The organism is Alteromonas sp. a30, assembly GCF_026788005.1.
Lineage (GTDB): Bacteria > Pseudomonadota > Gammaproteobacteria > Enterobacterales > Alteromonadaceae > Paraneptunicella.
Genome location: NZ_JABEPE010000013.1, coordinates 33056 through 54533, shown reverse-complemented (window position 1 = coordinate 54533; position 21478 = coordinate 33056). Strand labels below are relative to the sequence as shown.

Below are 21478 nucleotides of genomic sequence, written 5' to 3'. Positions count from 1 at the left end.
AAAATACAAAATAAAAGGCCCCTAAGATGGGGCACAAAGTGGTAACACAATTAACACCGTCAGTTTCTGACTGCTTCTTGTTCTCGAATTGTCGTTCTTGAACTCTAACGGTTTATTGGCAAGCCATCGCCATCCGCATGAGGGTCTTGATAGAGTATACTGATTTGTTGAATTTATAAACATAGAAAAGCCACAAATTAAACAAATTTTGTATTCAACCAAGATTACAAATTTAAAAAAGTGGTAAAAAGATACCCCATAATTCATATAAATCTTTCTAACAGTAAAACCTTTTTACATAATTAATAATTAGGTTATAAACTATTAACCGTTTCTTTTAAAAAGAGTTTTTTAAACATCGCTTTTGCTTTTATTTAAACGAAAACCTAGTTTACAAGAGGGAGGATTGGCTATAATCATGTTTAGATATTGGAAGGTTTCTAAATCACATGATTGAAATATTGAAATGTTCCAGCTCGGTTTACCACGCAATTATGGTGTGGAATCAAAGCGCCTTCGATGGAATAAAACGTTTTTTCATGTCTGTTATTGTGAAGTCAGCCAGTAAGGTATTTAAATCTGATTAGTAACTCACTTATTTACTATTGCTATTTTATGCCGTTTATTATGTTGTTTGGAGTAGATAGATGAAGTTAATAGCAATTATCTGTTTTTTGGTGTATTCAAGCAGTGTTTTCTCTGCTGAGTGGACAAACTCAAAGGAAATTGAAGCGTTATTTTTAAAGGCAAAGTTAGTCGGAACCTTTGTTTTATACAACGTAGAAAGCGATAACTTTATCGGATTTAATAAAGAGCGAGCGGAAACTGCGTTTATTCCCGCATCCACGTACAAAATCCCACATACACTGATTGGTCTGGCTGAAGGTGCGGTCGAAAATGTCGACCAAATTTTGCCTTACGGTGGAAAGAAGCAGCCTTTTCCTGTGTGGGAGAAAGACATGTCTCTTCGCGATGCCCTCCCCATTTCAAATGTACCTATTTATCAAGAGCTTGCTCGAAGAATTGGGCTTGAGCGTATGGCTCAGAACCTTGCTAAATTAGATTACGGCAATCAGCAGGTAGGTAACGTGGTAGACACGTTTTGGCTGGAAGGGCCATTAACCATTTCTGCCGTCCAGCAAACTGCTTTTTTAGCTGCTCTCGCGCAAAACAAACTCCCCTACGCTTCGGAAATACAACAAAATGTACGTGATATAACGCGTCTTGAAAGTGTTGACGATTGGACTTTGCACGGTAAAACGGGTTGGGTAAACGCCCCCGGTCCAGGCACCGGATGGTAGGTCGGATGGGTAGTAAAGCAAGGAAACATTTATAGCTTTGCTCTGAATATCGATATATTCGATCCTTCGGACGCGAAAAAACGTGTGCAGCTAGGTAAGGAAAGCCTCAGGATTCTGGGCATTTTATAATAGTTGTCACCCTGAATAATAATGATCAAGGTGACGCCAAAAACGGCGCACCTGTTGTTGGTGTTATGAAACATGAAAAAGTTAGCCCATGAAATATGGATATTCGATGGTGAACCCGTTCCATTTCTAGGTTTACCTTACTCTACTCGCATGGTGGTTGTTAGGCTTTCTAGCGGAGAACTCTGGGTTCACAGTCCCATTAAATTATCTGAGTCAATTACCGCGCAAATAAACCGTTTAGGTTGTGTTAAATACTTAATTGCGCCTAACCATTTACATCACTTATTCTTATCTGAATGGATTGCAGCCTACCCAAACGCAGAGGTTTATGGCACCGATGAGGTAATTAAAAAGTGTAGTGATATTTCTTTTCACGCCTCACTTAATCATTCCCAAAGTTATGCTTGGGAAACAGATATTGAGCAAGAACTGTTTTCCGGCTCCCCTCTAATGGAAGAGTGCGTGTTTTTTCATATCAGCTCAAATACGTTAATTGTTACTGATCTGGTGGAGAACTTTTCAGGCCAGCGCTTTAACTATTGGCAGCGAGTGGTAGCCAAAGGTGTTGGTATTATTGCCCCAAATGGAAAAATGCCTTTGGACTGGCGTTTAAGCTTTATGTTCGGTAAAGCGAAAGCACGAAAACACTTCAATAGGTTGTTATCTTGGCATCCCAAACGATTAGTCATGGCTCACGGTGAGATCATTAATGAAAGCGCCGATGAGTTCCTACAAAAGTCATTTAAATGGTTAACATGAGAAACGTTCGTCAATGGAAGTAAATTTGAAATGTGAACCAGATAAAGACAATAAAAGCAGCATCATTTGATACACACTACTTGCCACAAAAACTGTCATTACAACTTATTATCTAATTGAGCATTATGCAAAGAGAATACGGAATAGATTACATTAGGATATTACTCACATTTTTAGTCATCGTTCACCATGTCACTATTGTGTATGGCGGTGCTGGCGGGTGGTATTGGAAAGAAGCTGAAACGACGGCGCTTTATTTGGTGGCCTTTAATACTATCAACCAGTCTTTTTTTATGGGCTTTTTCTTCTTGTTATCTGGCTATTTTATGAGAGGGTCGATAGAGAAAAAAGGAACAGCCCGTTTTTATAAAGATCGAATTATTAGACTTGGTGTGCCGCTAACTGTGTACTTTTTTATTATATCGCCGTTTACCGTCGCGATTGCTGATACTGCGTCGAGCGCTTCTCTTTTCGAGCGCACAATAAATGTAATCACTAGAATGGAGTTTGAACCCGGCCCACTTTGGTTTGTACAAGCACTGCTTATACTCACTTTTGCCTTTGGAATGATATATCGCTATTTTCCTAACAAGGTTAAATCATTTAGTGCCGTTCCAAGATTTCCGGTTATAGCAGCGGCGCTTATAGGAATTGGTTTTGTCACTTTTATCGTTCGCTTATTCATTCCGGTTGGGCAAACTGTCGCGTGGCTCCAATTAGGCTACTTCCCACTTTATATTTTGCTTTTCATATTTGGCATTCTTGCTTATCCAAATCAGATTGTTAGCACATTAACTCGAAACAACGTCATTCCATGGGTAGCAATTTCTATTGTATTTATCTGCGTATTGCCATTTGCCATGCTGTATGGTGTCGGAGAAGGTGCGTTTGAAGGTGGTGTTAACTTAAATGCACTTTTCTATGCTTTATGGGAACCCTTTTCTGCTTGCGGTATTATCTTAGGACTACTGTATGTTTTTAACAAAAAACTAAACCTACCAACAAAAATTGGACGTTTTTTGTCTCCACTTGCTTATTGCATCTATATTATTCACCCTCCCGTTGTTGTCGCGATAAGCTTGCTATTAAGTGATTGGGTAGAAATTCCCCTGCTTAAAATTTTAGCTAATTCAGGCATGAGTATATTAGCCTGTATTTTGGTTTCATATTTGATTTTGAAGATTCCACGGGTATCTCGAGTATTATAGACAATTGGCATAGCAGCATTAATACACCGTTAATTATCACAGAAAGGAGTTCTCATGAGCTATCAAGCAATAAATTTCAAAAACAAACTCAGCCTATTCGATGAGCAATGGTCGCCAAAGGTCATTGCCGAAATGAACGATTACCAGTTTAAGGTTGTTAAGATCCAAGGTGAGTTTGTATGGCACGATCACAAAGATACAGACGAAACCTTTATAGTCATTGAGGGCAGCCTCAGAATCGATTTCAGAGATGGTCATGTGGATCTATCCGAAGGCGAAATGTACGTGATTCCGAAGGGCATCGAGCACAAGCCTTTTGCGGAGCATGAAGCAAAGGTGTTACTTATTGAACCTCGTGGCGTCGTCAACACGGGCGATGAAACGGGTAGTAAAACCGCAGAAAATGATGTTTGGATCTAAATCAATTATCAAAGCCATCAAGCCGGTTAGGGGCTGATGGCATTCCCTTCCCTACCCCGCGTCGAGTGCTCATTGTTAACCTCCTTCGCTTTACCCTATTCCGCTTTTAATTTAGTATGCACCAAAGCCACCTAATGCCGCTTTTGCTTAGCAAATCACGTTTTTTTCATCACAGCACAACAAATACAAAATATTTCATTTATTCCCCACTATTTATAGTGATAGAAAAAAACTAATTGCCAATATAAAGGGCTCGCAACCTACGAATCTCTTGGGCTTGCAAAACAAAAAGAAACAGATAGTGACAGATAAGAATCAACAAACATTTTTGTGGTACGACTTCGAAACATGGGGAGCCAATCCGAAAAAAGATCACCCCAGTCAATTTGCTGCCATCCGTACCGATATGGATTTAAACGAAATTGGTACGCCAATGAATTGGTATTGCCAAATTCCCAATGACTGCCTCCCTCACCCTCAAGCATGTTTAATTACTGGCATTACACCCCAGCAATCGCTTCGTGATGGCTTATTAGAAATGGAGTTTTGCCATCGAATTTTAACGGCGATGAGTCAGCCTGGTACATGCTCTGCGGGTTATAACAGCATTCGATTTGATGACGAAGTGACGCGCTTTATGGCTTATCGTAATTTCCATGATCCCTATGCAAGAGAATGGCAAAACGGTAACAGCCGCTGGGACATTATTGATTTAGTAAGAGCCGCTTACGCGCTTCGTCCTGAAGGCATTAATTGGGTATATAAAGAAGGCGGCGTACCTAGCTTTAAGCTTGAACAACTGAGCATCGCTAATGGCATTACGCATTTGGATGCGCACGATGCGTTATCCGATGTAAGAGCCACTATTGGTTTAGCGAAGGTGATAAAGCAAGCTCAGCCGAAGCTCTATGATTATGTTTTTTCATTACGCAAGAAAGCCAATGTTAATGAGCAAATTGACACTTTCAATATGAAGCCGCTTGTTCATATATCGTCTAAAATTCCAGCGGCGAATGGTTGCTGCACATGGATAGCACCAATAGCACAACATCCTAGCAACAATAATGCTACCATTTGCGTCAATCTTGCCATGTCACCAGAGCCATTGTTTGAGTTGAGCGCACAAGCTATTAGCGAGCGTATGTATACGCCGGCAAAAGCGTTAAATGACACGGAAGCCCCTATTCCGCTTAAGCTAATACAAAGCAATAAATGCCCTGTGATTGCCCCAGCTAAATCTCTTACGCCCGAAAACGCGGAGCGTCTGGGCATTGATAGAGAAGCTTGCCATAAACACTTAAAAATGCTCCAAGGACATAAAGGTATTCAGCAAAAACTTATCGAAGTATTTGAAATGGAGAAGGAGTTCCCGCCTGAGAAAGCAGAGTTTTCTTTGTACTCCGGTGGATTTTTTAGTTCAGCAGATAAAGCGCAAATTGACTCAGTAAGGCACAGTCAAAAAGATAAATTGGCTGATTACGTAGGGAAATTTTCAGACCCCCGGTTAGAAAGGCTGCTATTCCTTTACCGAGGAAGAAATTTTCCTGAGACATTTACATTCGAAGAAATGGAGCACTGGAAACGTCACCGACAAGGCCGTTTAACAGATGCCGATTCTGGCTCAAGTATTCAATTAGAGCAATATATGTTCGAGCTAGAAACACTTATTAACGAATATCAGCAAGAACCATCGAAGTTGAGAATAATAAAAGACTTGTATCGGTACGCAGAGCAACTATAAACTGTCCTTAATCTCTTTATTTAATGAAGAATTAGCCGATAAATATTTAAATGAAAAAACGGTGCTTGATATGGAAGGCGTTTCCCTACAACTAGATAATGACGATAAAGATGTTCTCATAACGCTAAGCGGTAGCGCGTTAAAAGGCAAACTAGAGGCAGACGCGCTTTATAAATTCATTAAAGAAAGTCAGTTTGGTCACTTCTTTATTATTGATGAAGCTATCGCAAATGTTATTGCTCGTCAAAAGGCCGCCAAGCAAATTATCGACACCACTGTAATTTCTGAAAAAGTGGCTGAAAAAAGAGATGCCGAAGCCAAATTCACGCTCGATATTGATGAAATGACAGCGGTATTAAGCATCACCCCTCCTTATGGCGGGGAACACCTGAGTCTTGCTGAAGTTCAGACCCTTGCTCAACAAAGCAGTATTGTTCGAGGATTAAGCAGAAAGCGCATTCGTAGTTTACTGCAAGAGGCCAAACAAGCCTCTCCAGGCGATGTTGTTGAGGGGGTTGTCGCCAAAGGACTCCCTGTTAGAAACGGCAAAAACTCCCGGGTTGTTCCTCTTGTACCCAACGCATTAGATCGTATTCTTCGTCCCCAAGCTTCTGACCATACAAAAGTGGATATGCGTAATCTAGGCGAAATCATTTGTGTCAAAGCTGAAACGCCTATCGCTCGTAGATTACCCCCAACCGGAGGACGCAACGGTTATAGCGTTACGGGCACACCGATTGAGAGTGTCCCCGGCGAATGGGTGACATTCAATCCTGGTGCTGGAACAAAAATCAGCGCCAGCGATAGCAACCTTCTCGTCGCCGAAATTAATGGGATGCCTAAATTTAAAAATGAACAAATGTGGGTGGATGATACCTTCATTTGTAAAGGTTGTAATGTTGGCACAGGCAATATCAATTACGACGGCGCGGTTTTGGTGAATGGCGATGTCACTGAGAAAATGAAAATCATCGCCACAGGCGATGTTACGATTAATGGTTTTGTTGATTCTGCCACTATTCAAGCTGGCGGCGACATTATTATTACCGAAGGCGCAATGGGGAAAGTAAACGAGGCCAATACCGAATTTGGTACATGCCTTGTCGCCCAAGGCAGCGTCCATGTTCAACATGGACAAGGCTTAGACATTATGTGCAATGGCAATGTTACAATCGGGCGGCAATTAGCCTACAGCAGAGTGGTGTGTCGAGGCAGTGTGATTGTTGGGCCGATTGAACAACCCAATGGAAACTTGTTTGCTTGCGAGATTCAAAGCCAAGATGCTGTGCGTGCAGGAACGTTAGGTGCGGTTTCTGGTAGCACCTTATCTATCGACTTTAGCACTGGTTTTAACTTGTTATCAGAAAAAAAAGAACAGCTTGATGAGATGCTTCAACAAATTCAACGTAACTTCAAACGTCATGAAGACAAGATTGAATTTATTAAGAGCAAAAAGATCCCAGCCGAATTCTCAGAGAAAGTATTGGAAGCCATTGAACTGTATAAAAATGAAAAACAATTAATGGAATGGCTTGAGTCCAAAGCTCAAAAAATGAAGGAGGCGAAAGAATCCTACACTGACTATATTGGACTGTTCGCAAGCCAACGACTGTACCCTGGAGTTGTAGTCAAACTGAATAATCGGACGTGGAAAGCAGAACGAGAGTATCCAAAAGCGAAAATCCATTTTACCGATCATCAATGGCAATATGACCCCTTGTACTAACTCAGACGAAGAGACCCTTTATCTATGTCAGAAATCTATTCTTTTGATGTCACAGCGAATAATGGTAATGAGCTTCAGCTAGCTGATTACAAAGGCAAAGTGTTATTAATTGTTAACACTGCCAGCAAATGTGGCTTTACCCCTCAATATGAGGGATTACAATCACTTTACGAGAAGTATAAAGATCAAGGGTTTGAAGTATTAGCTTTTCCTTGCGACCAATTTGGTCATCAAGAGCCTGGTTCTGACAGTGACATTCAAAACTTTTGCACAACGCGATTTAGCGTCAGTTTCCCCTTATTTGAGAAAACAGAAGTCAATGGTGATGACGCACACCCTCTTTTCAAATATCTGAAAAAACAAGCTCCCGGCATTTTCGGTAGTGAAATGGTAAAGTGGAATTTCACTAAGTTCTTAGTCGGGAAAGATGGCAAAGTCATGGCCCGATACGCCCCCAAAACCGCACCTGAAAATATTGAAGCCGATATTAAAGCAGCCCTATCACTTTAGAGACCTCAAATGGCACCATCAAAAGTTGCGGTTTTCAGCAGTAAGCCCTATGACGAAACTTATTTTTTAGCCGAAGCTAAACATACAGGGGCTGAACTGCATTTTTTGGAAACGCGTCTGAACGAGGAAACGGTATCACTTTGTGCCAACTTTGATAACGTTTGTGTGTTCGTCAACGATATTGTGAATAAAGCAGTGATTACTCAGCTTTACGCATTAGGTGTAAAACATATTGCCCTACGGTGCGCGGGTTTTAATAATGTTGATATTGAGTGTGCAAAGAACTTAGGAATAAAAGTGTCACGCGTTCCGGCTTATTCACCTGAAGCGGTTGCGGAACACACTGTAGCGCTGATTTTAGCGTTAAACCGGAAATTGCATAAAGCATACAATCGCGTAAAAGAAGATAATTTTTCGCTAGTGGGATTATTAGGCTTTAACCTTCATGGTAAGACCGTAGGCATCATCGGTACGGGCCGCATTGGTAGTGCGGTATGTCGGATTTTAAATGGGTTTGGTTGCAGAGTATTGGGGTTTGATGTGGCACCCGATGACACTTTAAGCACACAAGGTATAACCTATACCGATCTCGACACACTCATCACAGAATCTAACATCATTACCCTACACTGCCCACTCAACAAACAAACGAATCACCTTATCAACACTTCTGCAATTGAAAAGATGCAGGAAAATGTCATGCTCATTAATACTTCAAGAGGTGCATTAGTTGATACCGAAGCCGTAATCAAAGGGCTAAAAAGCAAGAAAATTGGTCATCTCGGTTTAGATGTGTATGAGATGGAGTCAGAATTGTTTTTTGAAGATTTATCTGACGAGATCATTCTTGACGATCAATTTCAACGCTTGCTTACTTTTCCAAATGTACTAATCACAGGGCATCAGGGCTTTTTCACTAAAGAAGCATTAACACAAATTGCGCAAACCACTTTAAGCAATATTCAGCATGTCGCTACATCACAGGGACACGCTGAAGATGATAACTTTTTGTGTTAAATAAAGGCTAGCTCTGTTGCTCAAATAAAACTTTATGTAAGCGCGTAATAACACTCCCAGCTAGTGATTCCTCTATCAGAAAGCAGAAATTGTGCTGACTGGCTCCGTGACAAATCATACGCAAATTATGTTGTTCAACACAGGATAGAATATTTGCACTGACGCCATGAGTTTCTTGTAAACGATTGCCAATGACAGCCACAAGTGCCAACTTATCTTCAACTCGAACCTGACACATCTCCGCCAACTCATCGAGCAATCCCTGACTTAACACCTTAGTATTGCTATTACTGGGATTATCAATGGTTAAAGCCACGCTTATTTCAGAAGTTGTGATTAAATCGACACTGACCTTATGGCGCGCAAGTACAGCAAACACATTTGCTAAAAAGCCACTGGCAAGCAACATGTTGGGACTTTTTAAAGTTAATAATGTTTGCTCTCGTCTGAGTGCAATAGCACGATACGCTGGACGATTTTCAGGCGATTTCAAAACCCAAGTTCCCCCCTTCTCGGGCTCTCTACTTGACCCCACAAACACTCGCGTACCAGAACGAATAGCGGGGATCAATGTTGCCGGGTGCAGAATTTTAGCGCCGAATATAGCCATTTCGGCGGCCTCATCAAAACTAATCTCGGGAATGGCTCGAGCATTACTGGTAATACGAGGATCCGTTGTAAAAATGCCTGACACATCTGTCCAAATATGGAGTTCACTTGCCGCTAAAGCCTCAGCCAGAATCGCCGCAGAAAAATCACTCCCGCCACGCCCTAAAGTGGTTGTGTTAGATTCATCATCTGAACCGATAAAGCCCTGTGTAACAATAACCGTTTCACTGAGTTTTTTTACCAACGACGCCTCAACATGGGACTTTACTTGCACTAAGTCTGGTTGAGCCTGAGAAAACCGATTATCGGTTTTCATTACCTCTCGAGCGTCAAAGCATTCCGCTTTTATTCCCAATTCATTAAGCACTTGAGCAAAAATTACCGATGACATTCTTTCACCAAAAGAAAGCAATTCATCTTTTAAAAGTGGATTGGTATCCAAGTTATCTGACATGGCAATCTCAGATAATTGTGCCAACAAATCATCAATTTGCTTTAACACTTTTTTAGGGCTAGCTAATTCAGCAAGTATATTGGATTGGATTTCACGTATCCCATCTAATTGTGCTTGTTGCTCTTGTTCTGATAATGCCCCTTTTGACAATGCCACTAAAGCATTTGTCACACCAGCAGAAGCGCTAACGACAACTAGACGCGTAGAGGTATTTTGATTAACAATATTGGCGCAACGTTGCATTGCTTGATAATTTGCAACGCTAGTTCCGCCAAATTTAGCGACAACGAGAGAATTCATTAAAACGTATTTCCTGTTTACAATTGGCATAGTAGGAAATGGAGAATGGGTAGCCAGATACTCGCTAAAATCGAAGATTCATAGAAGTTCCGCAGAAGCACCCCACCCCGCCACCAAATTATTCATTTAGTGTCACGAAGCGACAGTTACAGAGTTTCACCTCAAATAACCGAGTTAACATGTCCCAACACAAATTAACTCTCGGCATTAGTCCCCCTAAATGGCGATATTAAATATCACTCAAGCTTTGGCTTTCAATCTACAAAATTGAACGGCGGTTGGACGCCCCCAAAACCTTTACCTGGCTAATGCTCCTCTTCAGACAGCACAGGAATTAAAGTGAATTTGACTCAATATTGCAAGGAATTAATCCGAATATATATAAAGTTAGTGAAAATTCTGTCAGCAGTGGAAGCTGAGCCTAAGACCAATAGCCTAGTTTTTTCTGGCTACAGCGGGCATATAATAAAAGGTAAATTTATGCTTAGTTGATACCGTTTAAAAAACTAACACTTCGCTATTTGCTGGTCTAACCTTAAGTTAATAGGGGTAACTCCATGGTAAGCAGGGAGCATTCTGTAGATGAGTAATTATTGAAGTTTTACGCATTGAATTTATCTTGAGGATTAAAATAAATGAAAAAAAGCGTGATTGTAGGGCTTGGCTTGATCGCAATTTTTTTTCAATTGTTATTAGGTGAAATTACTACCAATAAATGGCTTTTATCATTATTCGGAGGTGTCATCACTAGCTTATTTTTAATGTTATATGTGTATAGATTTACCTCCCCCCCTTCTCAGCAACAACATGCCCACTCAAATTCAACTAAACAGGACGATTTACTACATCACATTGGTCAAGGGACAAGCCATATTGCCATTGAAAGCGCTAATGTATCTCATTTTTTAGCTAACCTTACTCTTTCACTTACGCAACAAGTGGAACATGCTAAAAACATAGCGGATCGCATTACCTCGGTTGCTCAAACAAATTCAGAACTTCTGGATGAAGCAAGTTCAGCGCAAGAGCGCATAGACCAAGCAAATGAGGAAACACAGACCTCAAGGACATTATTGCAGGAAGTCAGTAATAAGCAGGCAGATTTGACTCAACAAATGTTCAAAACCAATGAGCTGCTGTTAAAATTGAAGTCTCAGGCCGACTCCATTACCCAAATTATCGATACTATTAACAATTTGGCTGCCCAAACTAATATGTTGGCACTGAATGCCGCTATTGAGGCATCTAGAGCAGGCGAACAAGGACGAGGCTTTGCTGTTGTTGCTGATGAGGTTCGAAGTCTTGCTAACAAAACAGCCGATGCAACCAAAGGAATTGAATCAGTTTTAAGTGAAATAAACCGTGATAGTAATGCAACAGTAAATGCGATGCAGGCTGTTTCTAATGCTGGTGACGAAATGACTCAAATTGTGGAAAAGGCACAATCCTGCATTTTAGAATCTTCAGAACTAACGCAAAAAGCAAAAGACTCGATGAAAATGGTCAGTGAGTCAGTACGTGACAACGAACAGACAAACAGAGAAATCTCTGAAAGAACACATCAGCTACATGAATCAATTAATATTGTTGATCAGGAGTTGGCAGATTCAAGTGAAAAAGTATTGAAATTAAGTCACCAAACTGAGGATATTTTCCGCTATTTACATCAATTTGACTTAAATGACATTCATGCTCAAGTTAAAAACATTGCGCTTGAAACAACGAAAAGCATTGCTCATTTATTTGAAAATGCCATTAAACAAGGCATTATTTCACAACAAGATCTTTTCGATTTTCGTTATCAAGAGATTCCCAATACCAGTCCCAAAAAATACCATTCTAAATTTGATGGATTCACCGACAAAGAATTACCGGCCATTCAGGAGCCTATATTGGAAAAATATCCATTTATTGTTTTTGCTGGCGCAGTGGATATTAATGGCTACTTTCCCACACACAATAAAAAGTACAGCCACCCTCTGACAGGTAATTATCAGGAAGACTTGGGAAAAAGCCGGACTAAGCGTATTTTTGATGATCCAACAGGCATACGTTGTGCCAAGAATACGGAAACGTTTTTACTTCAAACTTATAAACGTGATACGGGCGAGATCATGCATGACTTATCTTGCCCTATTTATGTGAATAACCAGCATTGGGGGGCTGTCAGAATTGGTTACAAGGCAACATCAAGCTGATCTTTTAATAACGATATGAAAATACTTACCCAACCATAAGTAAGGATCCTCAAGCCCATATTTTGCTTCTAGCTGAAATAAACTATCGTATTTTTCATTGGGAAGTTGTTTTTCCCGTACATAATCATGAAAGCAGCGAATACCAGCTTTGTGCACAACATTAACCGGAAGTTGCTCCAGTAGAGATAATATATTTTGAGGTTTTGCCGGTGAGTGCGGTGTCAATCTTACTTGATTTCGCTTTTTCATGCCTTGTGCAACAAATTCAAAATTGCCGTAAACCATATTGCTAAAAAGCTGCGCATCGTAGTTATAGAAACTCAGACTGATATGCCCACCAACTTCGGTTAACTCAATTAAGTCTAATAAAAGCTGTTGCTGATCCGAAGCCCATTCCAATACGGCATGACAAATAACAAGATCGTAACGTTGAGTTTTAGGTAAATTGTGAATAGAAGAATGAGAGTAGTTTACGTCTGGAAATAGCCGACACTTGTCTTTGGCAATATCGAGCGAGTCTGCTGATAAATCATTTAACGTTACCTTGTGCCCTAATGCTAGCAAACTCCGTGTCATTTCACCGGTACCACCACCCGCATCAAGAATGTTGCGCGGTTTATTGTTGACCAACACAACATTATGTAAATGATGTAAAAGCAATTCATGGCGTAATCGGCCTTTGCTGGTACCATAGATGTTGGCATCGAATTTTTGCGCTAAGTCGTCGAAATTACGGTCATTTTTCATCAAGTCATCTTACTTTAGGTAATTTATGGATTTATTTACGATAAAAAAAATTGTTGGTCAGGGAGCTATGCCACTCACGCTACTTACAATTTTTATACTTTTAGGTCTCTACTGGTCTCTGAAAAATCAAAAGAAAAAGGCCATATTTAGTCAATTCATAGCCCTTATTTTTCTCTTATTAATTTCAAACAACCAAGTCGCTTATCATTTGTTGTTATCCAAAGAACAAGCCTATAAACAATTCGACCTATCTCATCCCGTCAAACACATTGTTATTTTAGGATGCGGTCACAAAAACGATGGCATGTTACCAGTGACTTCACAACTCGCAAGCTGTTCTTTATACCGGCTTGTAGAGGGCATACGAATTTACAAGGCTAACCCCGGTGCACGAATTGTAACATCGGGGTATGGTGGTTCTGAGCCTTTTAGTAATGCTGATATGGTACGCCAAGTAGCGATTTCGCTAGGTATACCAGAGCATCATATTACCGCGTTACCTCACCCCAAGGATACCGAACAAGAGGCTAAAGCCATTGCCCCGATACTGGGTAAGCAACCCTTTGCACTGGTAACATCAGCGAGTCACATGCCAAGGGCAATGGCTATTTTTGAGAAGGCGAACTTGAACCCTGTCGCTGCCCCATCCGGGCATTTAGCAAAAGATCCAAGCCGAGAAAATTGGTGGCAAAGTTTTCCAGATGCCTCCGCTATTCACTTAGTTGAGCGCTGGTGGTATGAAACTTTAGGAAGCGCATGGTTATTGATTAAAGGGGATTAATCCCCCTTTACCCACTAAAACAACACACTTACTGTTTCAGTTACACAGGATTGGGAATATCGATAAAATGAACCTCAAGCTCCAACTCGGCTGCTAAATGTTCTCCTAATGCCTTGGCTCCGTATCGCTCCGTTGCGTGATGCCCAGCAGAAATGAAATGAATTCCCATTTCCCTTGCTGTATGGATGGTTTGCTCTGACGCTTCGCCAGTAATAAACAGATCAATATTATTTGATGCCGCCAGTTCAATATAAGATTGCCCGCCACCGGTACACCACGCAACAGAGTGGATAACATCCGGGCCCGATGCTTCAACTAAAGGCTTACGATGTAACTGCTGTTCGACTCTATGACTAAAATCACTTAAGGATATTCCGTTAAGTATGCGTCCATGACGCACAACACTATTCGCATTTCCACGCTCTAAAGGTTCATTCCCTTGAATACCTAGTAACTTCGCAAGTTGTGCATTATTGCCAAATTCCGGGTGGGCATCTAAAGGCAGGTGGTAAGCATATAAATTGATGTCATTTTCCAATAAGGCTTTTAACCTATTGCGCTTCATTCCGGTTACAACCGCTGATTCGCCTTTCCAAAAATATCCATGATGCACCAAAATTGCATCAGCATTAATGTCAATCGCGGCATCAATTAATGCCTGTGATGCTGTCACACCCGTCACCACTTTTTGAACTTGCGATTTACCTTCGACTTGCAATCCATTTGGGCAATAATCTTTGAATTGCCAAGGTATTAATAATTCATCTAAATAAGATAATAATTTTTTATTTTCCAAGGGAAAATCTCCTTCAGCGTGCTGTTCTAGCTCGAATATTAGACATTACGATAAAAAACAGGTATAACAAACGACTTATTTTCTCAAAAATATAACAAAGGCAAAACGACAAGATATGAGTAAATTGGATAAAGATGACGTACTAGCCAAATTTACCGAAGCTTATAAAGCGGCTCATGGCAAAGAGCCACAAATTGAAGCAAAAAGTGGCTGGTACAGCGTAGACGGTGGGAAAAACATCCGTTTAGCGCAATTAGTAGAAATGACTGAGGCATTGTCTGGTGGCGCAACTAGCGTGGAATCTGAAAAAGCAGAACCTGCACCGAAGGCAAAAAAGAAAGCCGCTCCAGCTCCTAAAGCTGCGCCAAAGAAAAAAGCGTCTTCTGGCTTTTCAGTTAAAGCTTACTGGAATGATAAAATTACGGGTGACAACGCAGGCTCAATTCTTCCTCGCTAAACCTCAAATTTTAAAAATAATATAACGCCGTACTTTAGGTAAATGAGTACGGCGTTTTTGTATCTGCTCCCAAACTTGTCATAAAGCAATTAACTCATTATCCCAAGCTCTAACGGGTATGGATGCATGTAGGCTTGATTCTCTAAATACTGATTCGGATGACGCTTTAAATGGTGTCTAAGCAGAGTTAGTGGCGCTAAAAGTGGCACTAATCCTGTTCGATATAATTCAATTTGTTCACACAACTCTTGCTTCTCATCCTTTGTTAATGACTTTTTCAAAAAACCTTGTAAATGCATCAACACATTTGTGTGCGTCTTACGTGTCGACGCCTTCGAAAGCGCGCTCATCATTAAAGTAAAATACTCTTTGATACTACTTTCCAAGCCTTGTGATTTCGCATTCGCAACCACCCGGCCCATTAATCGATAGATATCCGGCTTATGTGCCAACACTAAAAATTTAAATTGACTGTGAAACTGTACCAGACTATTCACACTCGGCTCTTCCAACACCATTTTACGAAAGCGATGATGAGCGGTCACTCTGGCAAAAAAGCTGTCTTTTAATCCTTGATCATTCAATCGACCATCTTCTTCAATGGGTAAATTAGGAAAAGCACGCTTTAAATGCGATACGAAAAGCCCTTGCCCCTTACGGTGCATCATATCGCCTTGCTTATTAAATACTTTTATTCGTTCCATTCCACAAGAAGGCGACTTGGCAGCAACGATATATCCATCCAATTCTTGGATTTGCGATTCAATTTTAGAAAAATAGACTGCCATTTTAGGTGTGTGATCAATTGAACCATCTTTTGAGTCCACCAACCTTAGATCACCATTGTCGCCATTAGTAAAATCGCGGATATGAATTGTGGGTCGAGGAACTGACATACCCATCCCTACTTCGGGGCAAAATGGCACCATTTGAAAAATATCGGAAACGGTCGTTGCAACGAAACTGGAACGCTTGTGCCCCCCATCGTAGCGTACTTTACTGCCGACCACGCACGAGCTTACGCCTATCTTAATCATCTTTTTTCCTGTGTTTTATCAATGATTACGGTTTGTTGAACGAACAAATCAAAAAAGAGAGGAGATCAAAAAAAGGGATAAATAAATTAAAATAACGCAGCACATCATAGAATTTGACGTGCCACGTTATTGGTAGATGGAGCGATTACAGCTTCTAATGCTCTTCTGTTGGCTTCGAATTCTCGACTCGGCTTTTTAACTTTTGTCCGGGTCGGAATGTCACTACTCGCCGAGCTTTGATCGGAATATCTTCCCCTGTTTTTGGGTTTCTCCCTGGACGCTCATTTTTAGAGCGAAGGTCAAAATTACCAAAACCGGAAAGTTTTACTTGTTCTCCCGACTCAAGCGCCTCGCGCATTTCCTCGAAAAAGAACTCAACCAAATCCTTGGCATCGCGCTTATTTAATCCAAACTTCTCAAATAGATGTTCCGAAATCTCAGCTTTAGTTAGGGCCATAGGACTAATCCCTCAAAGACGCACCAAATTCAGTACCTAGTTTATCAACGACTGTATTCACTATTGATTGAATCTCAGCCTCTTCCAACGTTCGTTCGTCGTCCTGAAGTGTTAGAGATATCGCAAGGCTCTTATAACCTTCCGAAATTCCTTCACCTCTGTACACGTCAAACAAGTTTAGGCCAACTAATTGATTTACGCCACATTTTTCAACGGACGATAAAATATCCGCAGCAGGGACTTCTTCTTTCACCACAACCGCCAAGTCTCGACGGCTTGCAGACTGCTTAGAAATCTCTTTTGCAGAAGGAATGTCTTTATCGCCTAATGCCGATATTGCCAACTCAAACACAAACACTTTTCCGTTTAAGCTCAATGTTTTTTCAAACTTCGGATGCAACGCACCAACATAACCAACCAGCGTGTCACCATTAAATACCGCGGCGGCTTGGCCAGGGTGAAGCATTTTCACAGTATTCGCGTCGGCTCTTTCAAAACGGAACTGCCCGGGCTGAACACATTGACTAAGTAATGCTTCTACATCTCCTTTTACATCAAAGAAGTCACATTTTCTACCATCAGTGTCCCAACTTTCTGGTAATGCAAGGCCAGAAATCACTCCGGCAATCATTTGTTCTTGGCGAATTCCCATCTCTGCGGTTTCATCTGGCACAAAACGAAGACCCGTTTCAAACAAACGAACACGACTTTGCTGGCGCTTCTGATTATGGGAAACAGCTTGCATTAATCCCGTAAGCAAACTGACTCGCATTACCGACATATCCGATGAAATTGGATGCGGAAGCACCAAACCATCTACATCAGGGAAAAGTTGAGATTGCACTTTAGGATCAACAAATGAATAGGTTATAGCTTCTTGATAATCGCGATCAACGAGCACTTGTTTAAGCTCATTTGTACTAATTTGTGATTCTTTCGCTTGACGCATTTTAAGTGAAGCTTGCGGATTCACATTTGGAATGTTGTTATAACCATAAACGCGCGCGACCTCTTCTATTAAATCTTCTTCAATAGCAAAATCGAAACGGAAGCTTGGTGCAATCACATCCCAATGCGCTTCATGCTCAGAAACGTCTAAACCTAAACGAGTAAGAATTTCCGTTACTGTTTGCTTCTCAAACTCAATACCGATGAGTTTGTTAAGTTTAGCCAAACGTAATCTAATGTGTTTCGCTTTAGGCAAATGTTGTTCAAGTACAGCCTCGGTAATAGGGCCGGCTTCCCCACCCACAATATCAAGCAGCAATTGTGTTGCTCTTTCCATTGCCGTGCGCTGTAGTTTGAAGTCGACGCCACGTTCATAACGGTGGGAAGCATCTGTGTGCAATCCGTATTGACGCGCTTTTCCAGCAATAGCAAGCGGCGCGAAAAAGGCGCTTTCTAAGAAAATATGCTTACTTTCATCAGAAACACCAGAGTGCAAACCACCAAAGATACCCGCCATTGCAACGGCTTCGTTATGATCAGCAATTAACAAGGTATCAGGCTTTACTTCAACTTCATTGCCATCTAATAAGGTCAGCTTCTCACCTTCTTTCGGGAACCGTACTTTAATGCCGCCATTGAGTTTATCTAAATCAAAAGCATGCATTGGATGACCAAGTTCAAGAAGCACGTAGTTCGTTACATCAACCACTGGATCGATACTTCTTACCCCCGAGCGACGTAACTTTTCTTGAAGCCAAATTGGCGATGTTGCCGACAAGTTGATATTGCGAATAACGCGCCCTAAATAACGCGGACACGCCTCACCGGCTTCCAGTTCAATTGACAAGGTATCGTCAATACTTGGCGAAACAGGTTGGATACCAAGCATGTTAACGTCTTGGTTGTTCAATACGCCAACTTCACGCGCCAACCCCATCAAACCTAAGCAATCTGCTCTGTTTGGTGTCAGATCAACTTCAATGGTTACGTCATCTAAATCTAAATACTCACGAATATCGGTACCAATTGGCGCGTCTGCTGGCAATTCAATAATACCATCGTGATCATCTGAAATACCAAGCTCAGAAAACGAGCACAACATCCCATGAGAAGGTTGACCACGTAATTTCGCTTTTTTGATTTTGAAATTGCCGGGCAATACCGCACCAACAACCGCCACCGCCACTTTCAAGCCAAGGCGACAATTAGGCGCTCCGCACACGATGTCTAACAACTCTTCGCCACCAATATTAACCTTGGTTACTCTGAGTTTGTCAGCATCAGGGTGTTGACCGCATTCAACCACTTCACCTACAACCACACCGGTAAAATCACCAGCGACGGGCGATACAGAATCTACTTCCAAACCTGCCATGGTAATTTGCTCGGCAAGTTCTTCTCTTGATAAAGCGGGATTTACCCACTCTCTTAACCACTTTTCACTGAATTTCATCGGTCTGCTTTACTTAAATTGTTTTAAAAGACGAAGGTCGTTTTCGAAAAAAGAACGTAAATCTGTTACGTTGTAACGCAACATGGTTAGACGCTCGACCCCCATACCAAAGGCAAAGCCAGAATACTCTTCTGGGTCAATTCCTACCGACTTCAATACATTAGGATGCACCATTCCACAGCCTAACACTTCAAGCCATTTGCCGTTTTCACCCATCACATCCACTTCAGCTGAAGGTTCTGTAAAAGGAAAGTACGACGGACGGAATCTTACATGCAACGACGCTTCAAAGAAGTTTTCCAAAAAGTCGTGAAGAATGCCTTTCAACTCAGTAAAAGTGACGTTTTTGTCAACCATCAAGCCTTCGACTTGATGGAACATCGGCGTGTGAGTTTGATCGTAATCGTTTCGGTAAACGCGACCTGGGGAAATGATACGTAATGGCGGCGCTTCTTTTTCCATTGTACGGATTTGAACGCCTGACGTTTGTGTACGTAGCATTAAATCAGGATTAAAATAGAACGTATCGTGATCTGCACGGGCAGGATGATGTGCCGGAATATTTAACGCATCAAAATTATGAAACGCATCTTCAACTTCAGGACCCGATTTAACTGAAAATCCCAGTTCTGAAAAAAATTGCTCTATACGATTAATAGTTTTTGTTACTGGATGCAAACCGCCCACTTCACCTTGACGACCCGAAAGGGTGACATCAATGCTTTCGTTAGCTAATTTGGCAGCCAATTCTTGTTCTTTAAGAAATTCACTGCGTTGGTGAATTTTTTCTTGAATCGCAATTTTAGCTTCGTTTATTTTCTGCCCAACAACAGGCCGCTCCTCCGCAGAGAGCTTGCCTAGGCTCTTTAGTAAGCCTGTGAGCTTGCCTTTTTTCCCTAAAAATGCAACTCTAACTTCATCCAATGCTGGGACATTGTCGGACGCTGCAACGTTAGTTTCCGCTTCTTTGATAATGGCTTCGAGATCCATAATCTCCCCAATATTCAGCTCATATAATGTGAATTGGTCATCGACCACAAATGAACGAGCAATTCTACACGAAAGCCAACTTTGGCGACTAGTGAAAATACAGAAAATTCGCGATAATCACTTAATTAGCGAATAAACACAGCAATAGATAAAGATTTTGGCGGGAGGTATTCGCTAAATGCGGGTATATGCGGCGCGACAAGCGATTTTAAATAGAAAAAAACAATCCGTAGCTTATGAATTATTCTTTCGTAATGGTGTTGAAAACGTTTTTCCCAAAGAGGTAGATTCAACCACAGCAACTTCAAAATTAATTGTAAATCAACACCTTAATATTGGCTTAAAAAATATGACTAACGGAAAGCGGGCGTTAGTTAACTTTTCAGAGCAAGGCATACTTGATCGCGTTCCAACACTCCTTCCGTCCAAGGATATAGTGGTAGAGATTTTAGAAGATGTAAAACCAACAGATGAAGTATTCCAAGCCTGCCGAGAAATGTTTCATCAAGGGTATCGATTAGCCTTAGACGACTTCCAATATCATCATGGTTGGGAGCGTTTTATGAACTTTACTCGGTTAATAAAATTTGACCTATTTACTACGCCATTGCACGAACTAACAGACACTTTGCCAATGCTAAAGAAGAAGTTCAAGCACATGAAGTTTCTGGCAGAGAAAGTAGAAACAGCTGAAGAATTTGAACAAGCCAAAAAAATGGGATTCGACTTCTATCAAGGCTTTTTCTTCTGCAAACCTGAGATGATGGCTAATAAAGACATCGATACCAGCCATCAAATTGTGTTAGCAGTTTATGCTGAGGTGTTAAAAGACAATTTCAGCTACGCCAAATTGACCCGCCTCTTCGAAAAAGATGTATCGTTAACTTACAAGCTTTTAAAGTTCATTAACTCTGGAATATTTGTGCTTATAGAGCCTATTTCTTCGATAAAACAGGCACTCATCTATTTAGGCGAAGAAAGAGCACGCAAATTCATTGCTTTGATCGCTACAGCGCACTTAGGCACTGTAAAACCTATGGAGCTTATTCGGATGTCCATTATTCGGGCACGGTTTTGTGAGCTTATTGCTGAAAGAACTCTGCCGGCTTTAAAAGACCAAGCGTTTTTAATTGGATTATTTTCGCTCGTAGATGCCATTCTTGATCAAGATATGCAGGATATTATCATCAACTTACCATTAGTCGTGGAGATTAGAGAGGCACTGCTGGGTTATCAGACTCCTCTCACCCATAATTTAGAATTGGTAAAAGCTTATGAATCTGGCAGTTGGTATAACACGCAAAAATTGGCTCGGGTTGTAAAAGTTAAGGAAGAGCTTTTGCCGAATCTATTCCAAGACGCGATTAAATGGTCTGAATCTTTTGAAGATGTTGCGACTTTGTTTGAAAGTCAACGAGCTTAAGTTTTGAATATTTAAGT

At 41.1% G+C, this 21478-nt stretch carries 18 protein-coding genes, 1 pseudogene and 1 riboswitch; of the genes and pseudogenes, 12 read left to right on the top strand and 7 right to left on the bottom strand.

Translation table 11 applies throughout. The features are described from left to right. The first annotated feature begins 647 nt into the window (after window positions 1-647). The 8 genes and pseudogenes from blaOXA (at window position 648) to HJG39_RS13245 (ending at window position 8811) form a co-directional block, all read left to right on the top strand. A pseudogene (blaOXA, locus tag HJG39_RS13280) lies at window positions 648-1430 on the top strand (class D beta-lactamase). Between the two features lie 72 nt (window positions 1431-1502). Further along, a complete protein-coding gene (locus tag HJG39_RS13275) occupies window positions 1503-2189 on the top strand; it encodes a DUF4336 domain-containing protein (RefSeq protein WP_268409770.1) in 687 nt (228 codons plus the stop codon). Window positions 2190-2314: 125 nt separating this feature from the next. Next, entirely contained in the window at window positions 2315-3397 is a 1083-nt protein-coding gene (locus HJG39_RS13270) for an acyltransferase family protein (protein WP_268409768.1), read from the top strand. A gap of 54 nt (window positions 3398-3451) precedes the next feature. After that, window positions 3452-3817 (top strand): cupin domain-containing protein, encoded by a 366-nt coding sequence (locus tag HJG39_RS13265; protein WP_268409766.1) that lies wholly within the window; start codon window positions 3452-3454, stop codon window positions 3815-3817. A gap of 301 nt (window positions 3818-4118) precedes the next feature. Continuing rightward, the gene (gene sbcB, locus HJG39_RS13260) at window positions 4119-5558 is read left to right on the top strand and encodes an exodeoxyribonuclease I (protein ID WP_268409765.1); all 1440 of its coding nucleotides are present in this window, start codon (window positions 4119-4121) and stop codon (window positions 5556-5558) included. Window positions 5559-5628: 70 nt separating this feature from the next. Beyond that, window positions 5629-7284 (top strand): DUF342 domain-containing protein, encoded by a 1656-nt coding sequence (locus tag HJG39_RS13255; RefSeq protein ID WP_268409875.1) that lies wholly within the window; start codon window positions 5629-5631, stop codon window positions 7282-7284. 24 nt (window positions 7285-7308) lie between these two features. Then, window positions 7309-7794, top strand: a complete 486-nt coding sequence (locus HJG39_RS13250; RefSeq protein ID WP_268409763.1) for a glutathione peroxidase — start codon at window positions 7309-7311, stop codon at window positions 7792-7794. Window positions 7795-7803: 9 nt separating this feature from the next. Continuing rightward, complete coding sequence (locus tag HJG39_RS13245) at window positions 7804-8811, top strand: 2-hydroxyacid dehydrogenase (protein WP_268409762.1); 1008 nt, start codon at window positions 7804-7806, stop codon at window positions 8809-8811. A 7-nt stretch (window positions 8812-8818) separates the two neighbouring features. Here the strand turns inward: HJG39_RS13245 and lysC are convergent, their stop codons facing one another. Further along, window positions 8819-10174, bottom strand: a complete 1356-nt coding sequence (gene lysC, locus HJG39_RS13240) for a lysine-sensitive aspartokinase 3 (protein ID WP_268409760.1) — start codon at window positions 10172-10174, stop codon at window positions 8819-8821. Between the two features lie 87 nt (window positions 10175-10261). Then, window positions 10262-10501: riboswitch (Lysine riboswitch) on the bottom strand. A gap of 308 nt (window positions 10502-10809) precedes the next feature. Here lysC and HJG39_RS13235 point away from each other — a divergent pair. After that, entirely contained in the window at window positions 10810-12372 is a 1563-nt protein-coding gene (locus HJG39_RS13235; RefSeq protein ID WP_268409758.1) for a methyl-accepting chemotaxis protein, read from the top strand. Here HJG39_RS13235 and HJG39_RS13230 read toward each other — a convergent pair. Beyond that, window positions 12364-13119: a methyltransferase domain-containing protein gene (locus HJG39_RS13230; protein WP_268409756.1), complete on the bottom strand. Its 756-nt coding sequence runs from the start codon at window positions 13117-13119 to the stop codon at window positions 12364-12366. The genes HJG39_RS13235 and HJG39_RS13230 overlap by 9 nt on opposite strands. Window positions 13120-13144: 25 nt before the next feature. Between HJG39_RS13230 and elyC the strand changes: the two genes are divergently transcribed. Beyond that, window positions 13145-13900, top strand: a complete 756-nt coding sequence (gene elyC, locus HJG39_RS13225; protein ID WP_268409754.1) for an envelope biogenesis factor ElyC — start codon at window positions 13145-13147, stop codon at window positions 13898-13900. 40 nt (window positions 13901-13940) lie between these two features. Here elyC and HJG39_RS13220 read toward each other — a convergent pair whose 3' ends face one another. After that, window positions 13941-14696, bottom strand: a complete 756-nt coding sequence (locus tag HJG39_RS13220) for a Nif3-like dinuclear metal center hexameric protein (protein WP_268409752.1) — start codon at window positions 14694-14696, stop codon at window positions 13941-13943. Between the two features lie 115 nt (window positions 14697-14811). On the opposite strand from HJG39_RS13220, the gene HJG39_RS13215 reads away from it, so the two are divergent. Continuing rightward, the gene (locus HJG39_RS13215) at window positions 14812-15153 is read left to right on the top strand and encodes a hypothetical protein (protein ID WP_268409751.1); all 342 of its coding nucleotides are present in this window, start codon (window positions 14812-14814) and stop codon (window positions 15151-15153) included. A gap of 89 nt (window positions 15154-15242) precedes the next feature. On the opposite strand, the gene HJG39_RS13210 is transcribed toward HJG39_RS13215, so the two are convergent. The 4 genes from HJG39_RS13210 to pheS form a co-directional block, all read right to left on the bottom strand. Beyond that, window positions 15243-16190 carry a YbgA family protein gene (locus tag HJG39_RS13210; RefSeq protein WP_268409749.1) on the bottom strand — a complete coding sequence of 316 codons (948 nt, stop codon included), beginning with the start codon at window positions 16188-16190 and terminating at the stop codon, window positions 15243-15245. A 154-nt stretch (window positions 16191-16344) separates the two neighbouring features. Further along, on the bottom strand, window positions 16345-16647 hold the full coding sequence (gene ihfA, locus HJG39_RS13205) for an integration host factor subunit alpha (protein ID WP_268409748.1): 303 nt from the start codon (window positions 16645-16647) through the stop codon (window positions 16345-16347). A gap of 4 nt (window positions 16648-16651) precedes the next feature. Next, window positions 16652-19048, bottom strand: coding sequence for a phenylalanine--tRNA ligase subunit beta (pheT, locus tag HJG39_RS13200; protein ID WP_268409747.1), 2397 nt, complete (start codon window positions 19046-19048; stop codon window positions 16652-16654). A gap of 9 nt (window positions 19049-19057) precedes the next feature. Then, window positions 19058-20038, bottom strand: coding sequence for a phenylalanine--tRNA ligase subunit alpha (gene pheS / locus HJG39_RS13195; protein WP_268409745.1), 981 nt, complete (start codon window positions 20036-20038; stop codon window positions 19058-19060). Window positions 20039-20216: 178 nt separating this feature from the next. Between pheS and HJG39_RS13190 the strand changes: the two genes are divergently transcribed. After that, on the top strand, window positions 20217-21461 hold the full coding sequence (locus tag HJG39_RS13190; RefSeq protein ID WP_268409744.1) for an EAL and HDOD domain-containing protein: 1245 nt from the start codon (window positions 20217-20219) through the stop codon (window positions 21459-21461). Window positions 21462-21478 lie beyond the last annotated feature (17 nt).

Excerpts from the sequence above, each read along its gene's own strand:
- HJG39_RS13270 (WP_268409768.1), top strand. The coding sequence starts at position 2,315 with ATGCAAAGAGAATACGGAATAGATTACATTAGGATATTACTCACATTT.
- elyC (WP_268409754.1), top strand. The coding sequence starts at position 13,145 with ATGGATTTATTTACGATAAAAAAAATTGTTGGTCAGGGAGCTATGCCA.
- HJG39_RS13215 (WP_268409751.1), top strand. The coding sequence starts at position 14,812 with ATGAGTAAATTGGATAAAGATGACGTACTAGCCAAATTTACCGAAGCT.
- HJG39_RS13255 (WP_268409875.1), top strand. The coding sequence starts at position 5,629 with ATGGAAGGCGTTTCCCTACAACTAGATAATGACGATAAAGATGTTCTC.
- HJG39_RS13230 (WP_268409756.1), bottom strand. The coding sequence starts at position 13,119 with ATGAAAAATGACCGTAATTTCGACGACTTAGCGCAAAAATTCGATGCC.
- HJG39_RS13210 (WP_268409749.1), bottom strand. The coding sequence starts at position 16,190 with ATGATTAAGATAGGCGTAAGCTCGTGCGTGGTCGGCAGTAAAGTACGC.
- HJG39_RS13190 (WP_268409744.1), top strand. The coding sequence starts at position 20,217 with ATGCGGGTATATGCGGCGCGACAAGCGATTTTAAATAGAAAAAAACAA.
- pheS (WP_268409745.1), bottom strand. The coding sequence starts at position 20,038 with ATGGATCTCGAAGCCATTATCAAAGAAGCGGAAACTAACGTTGCAGCG.
- ihfA (WP_268409748.1), bottom strand. The coding sequence starts at position 16,647 with ATGGCCCTAACTAAAGCTGAGATTTCGGAACATCTATTTGAGAAGTTT.
- pheT (WP_268409747.1), bottom strand. The coding sequence starts at position 19,048 with ATGAAATTCAGTGAAAAGTGGTTAAGAGAGTGGGTAAATCCCGCTTTA.
- HJG39_RS13275 (WP_268409770.1), top strand. The coding sequence starts at position 1,503 with ATGAAAAAGTTAGCCCATGAAATATGGATATTCGATGGTGAACCCGTT.
- HJG39_RS13245 (WP_268409762.1), top strand. The coding sequence starts at position 7,804 with ATGGCACCATCAAAAGTTGCGGTTTTCAGCAGTAAGCCCTATGACGAA.
- lysC (WP_268409760.1), bottom strand. The coding sequence starts at position 10,174 with ATGAATTCTCTCGTTGTCGCTAAATTTGGCGGAACTAGCGTTGCAAAT.
- HJG39_RS13235 (WP_268409758.1), top strand. The coding sequence starts at position 10,810 with ATGAAAAAAAGCGTGATTGTAGGGCTTGGCTTGATCGCAATTTTTTTT.
- HJG39_RS13265 (WP_268409766.1), top strand. The coding sequence starts at position 3,452 with ATGAGCTATCAAGCAATAAATTTCAAAAACAAACTCAGCCTATTCGAT.
- HJG39_RS13250 (WP_268409763.1), top strand. The coding sequence starts at position 7,309 with ATGTCAGAAATCTATTCTTTTGATGTCACAGCGAATAATGGTAATGAG.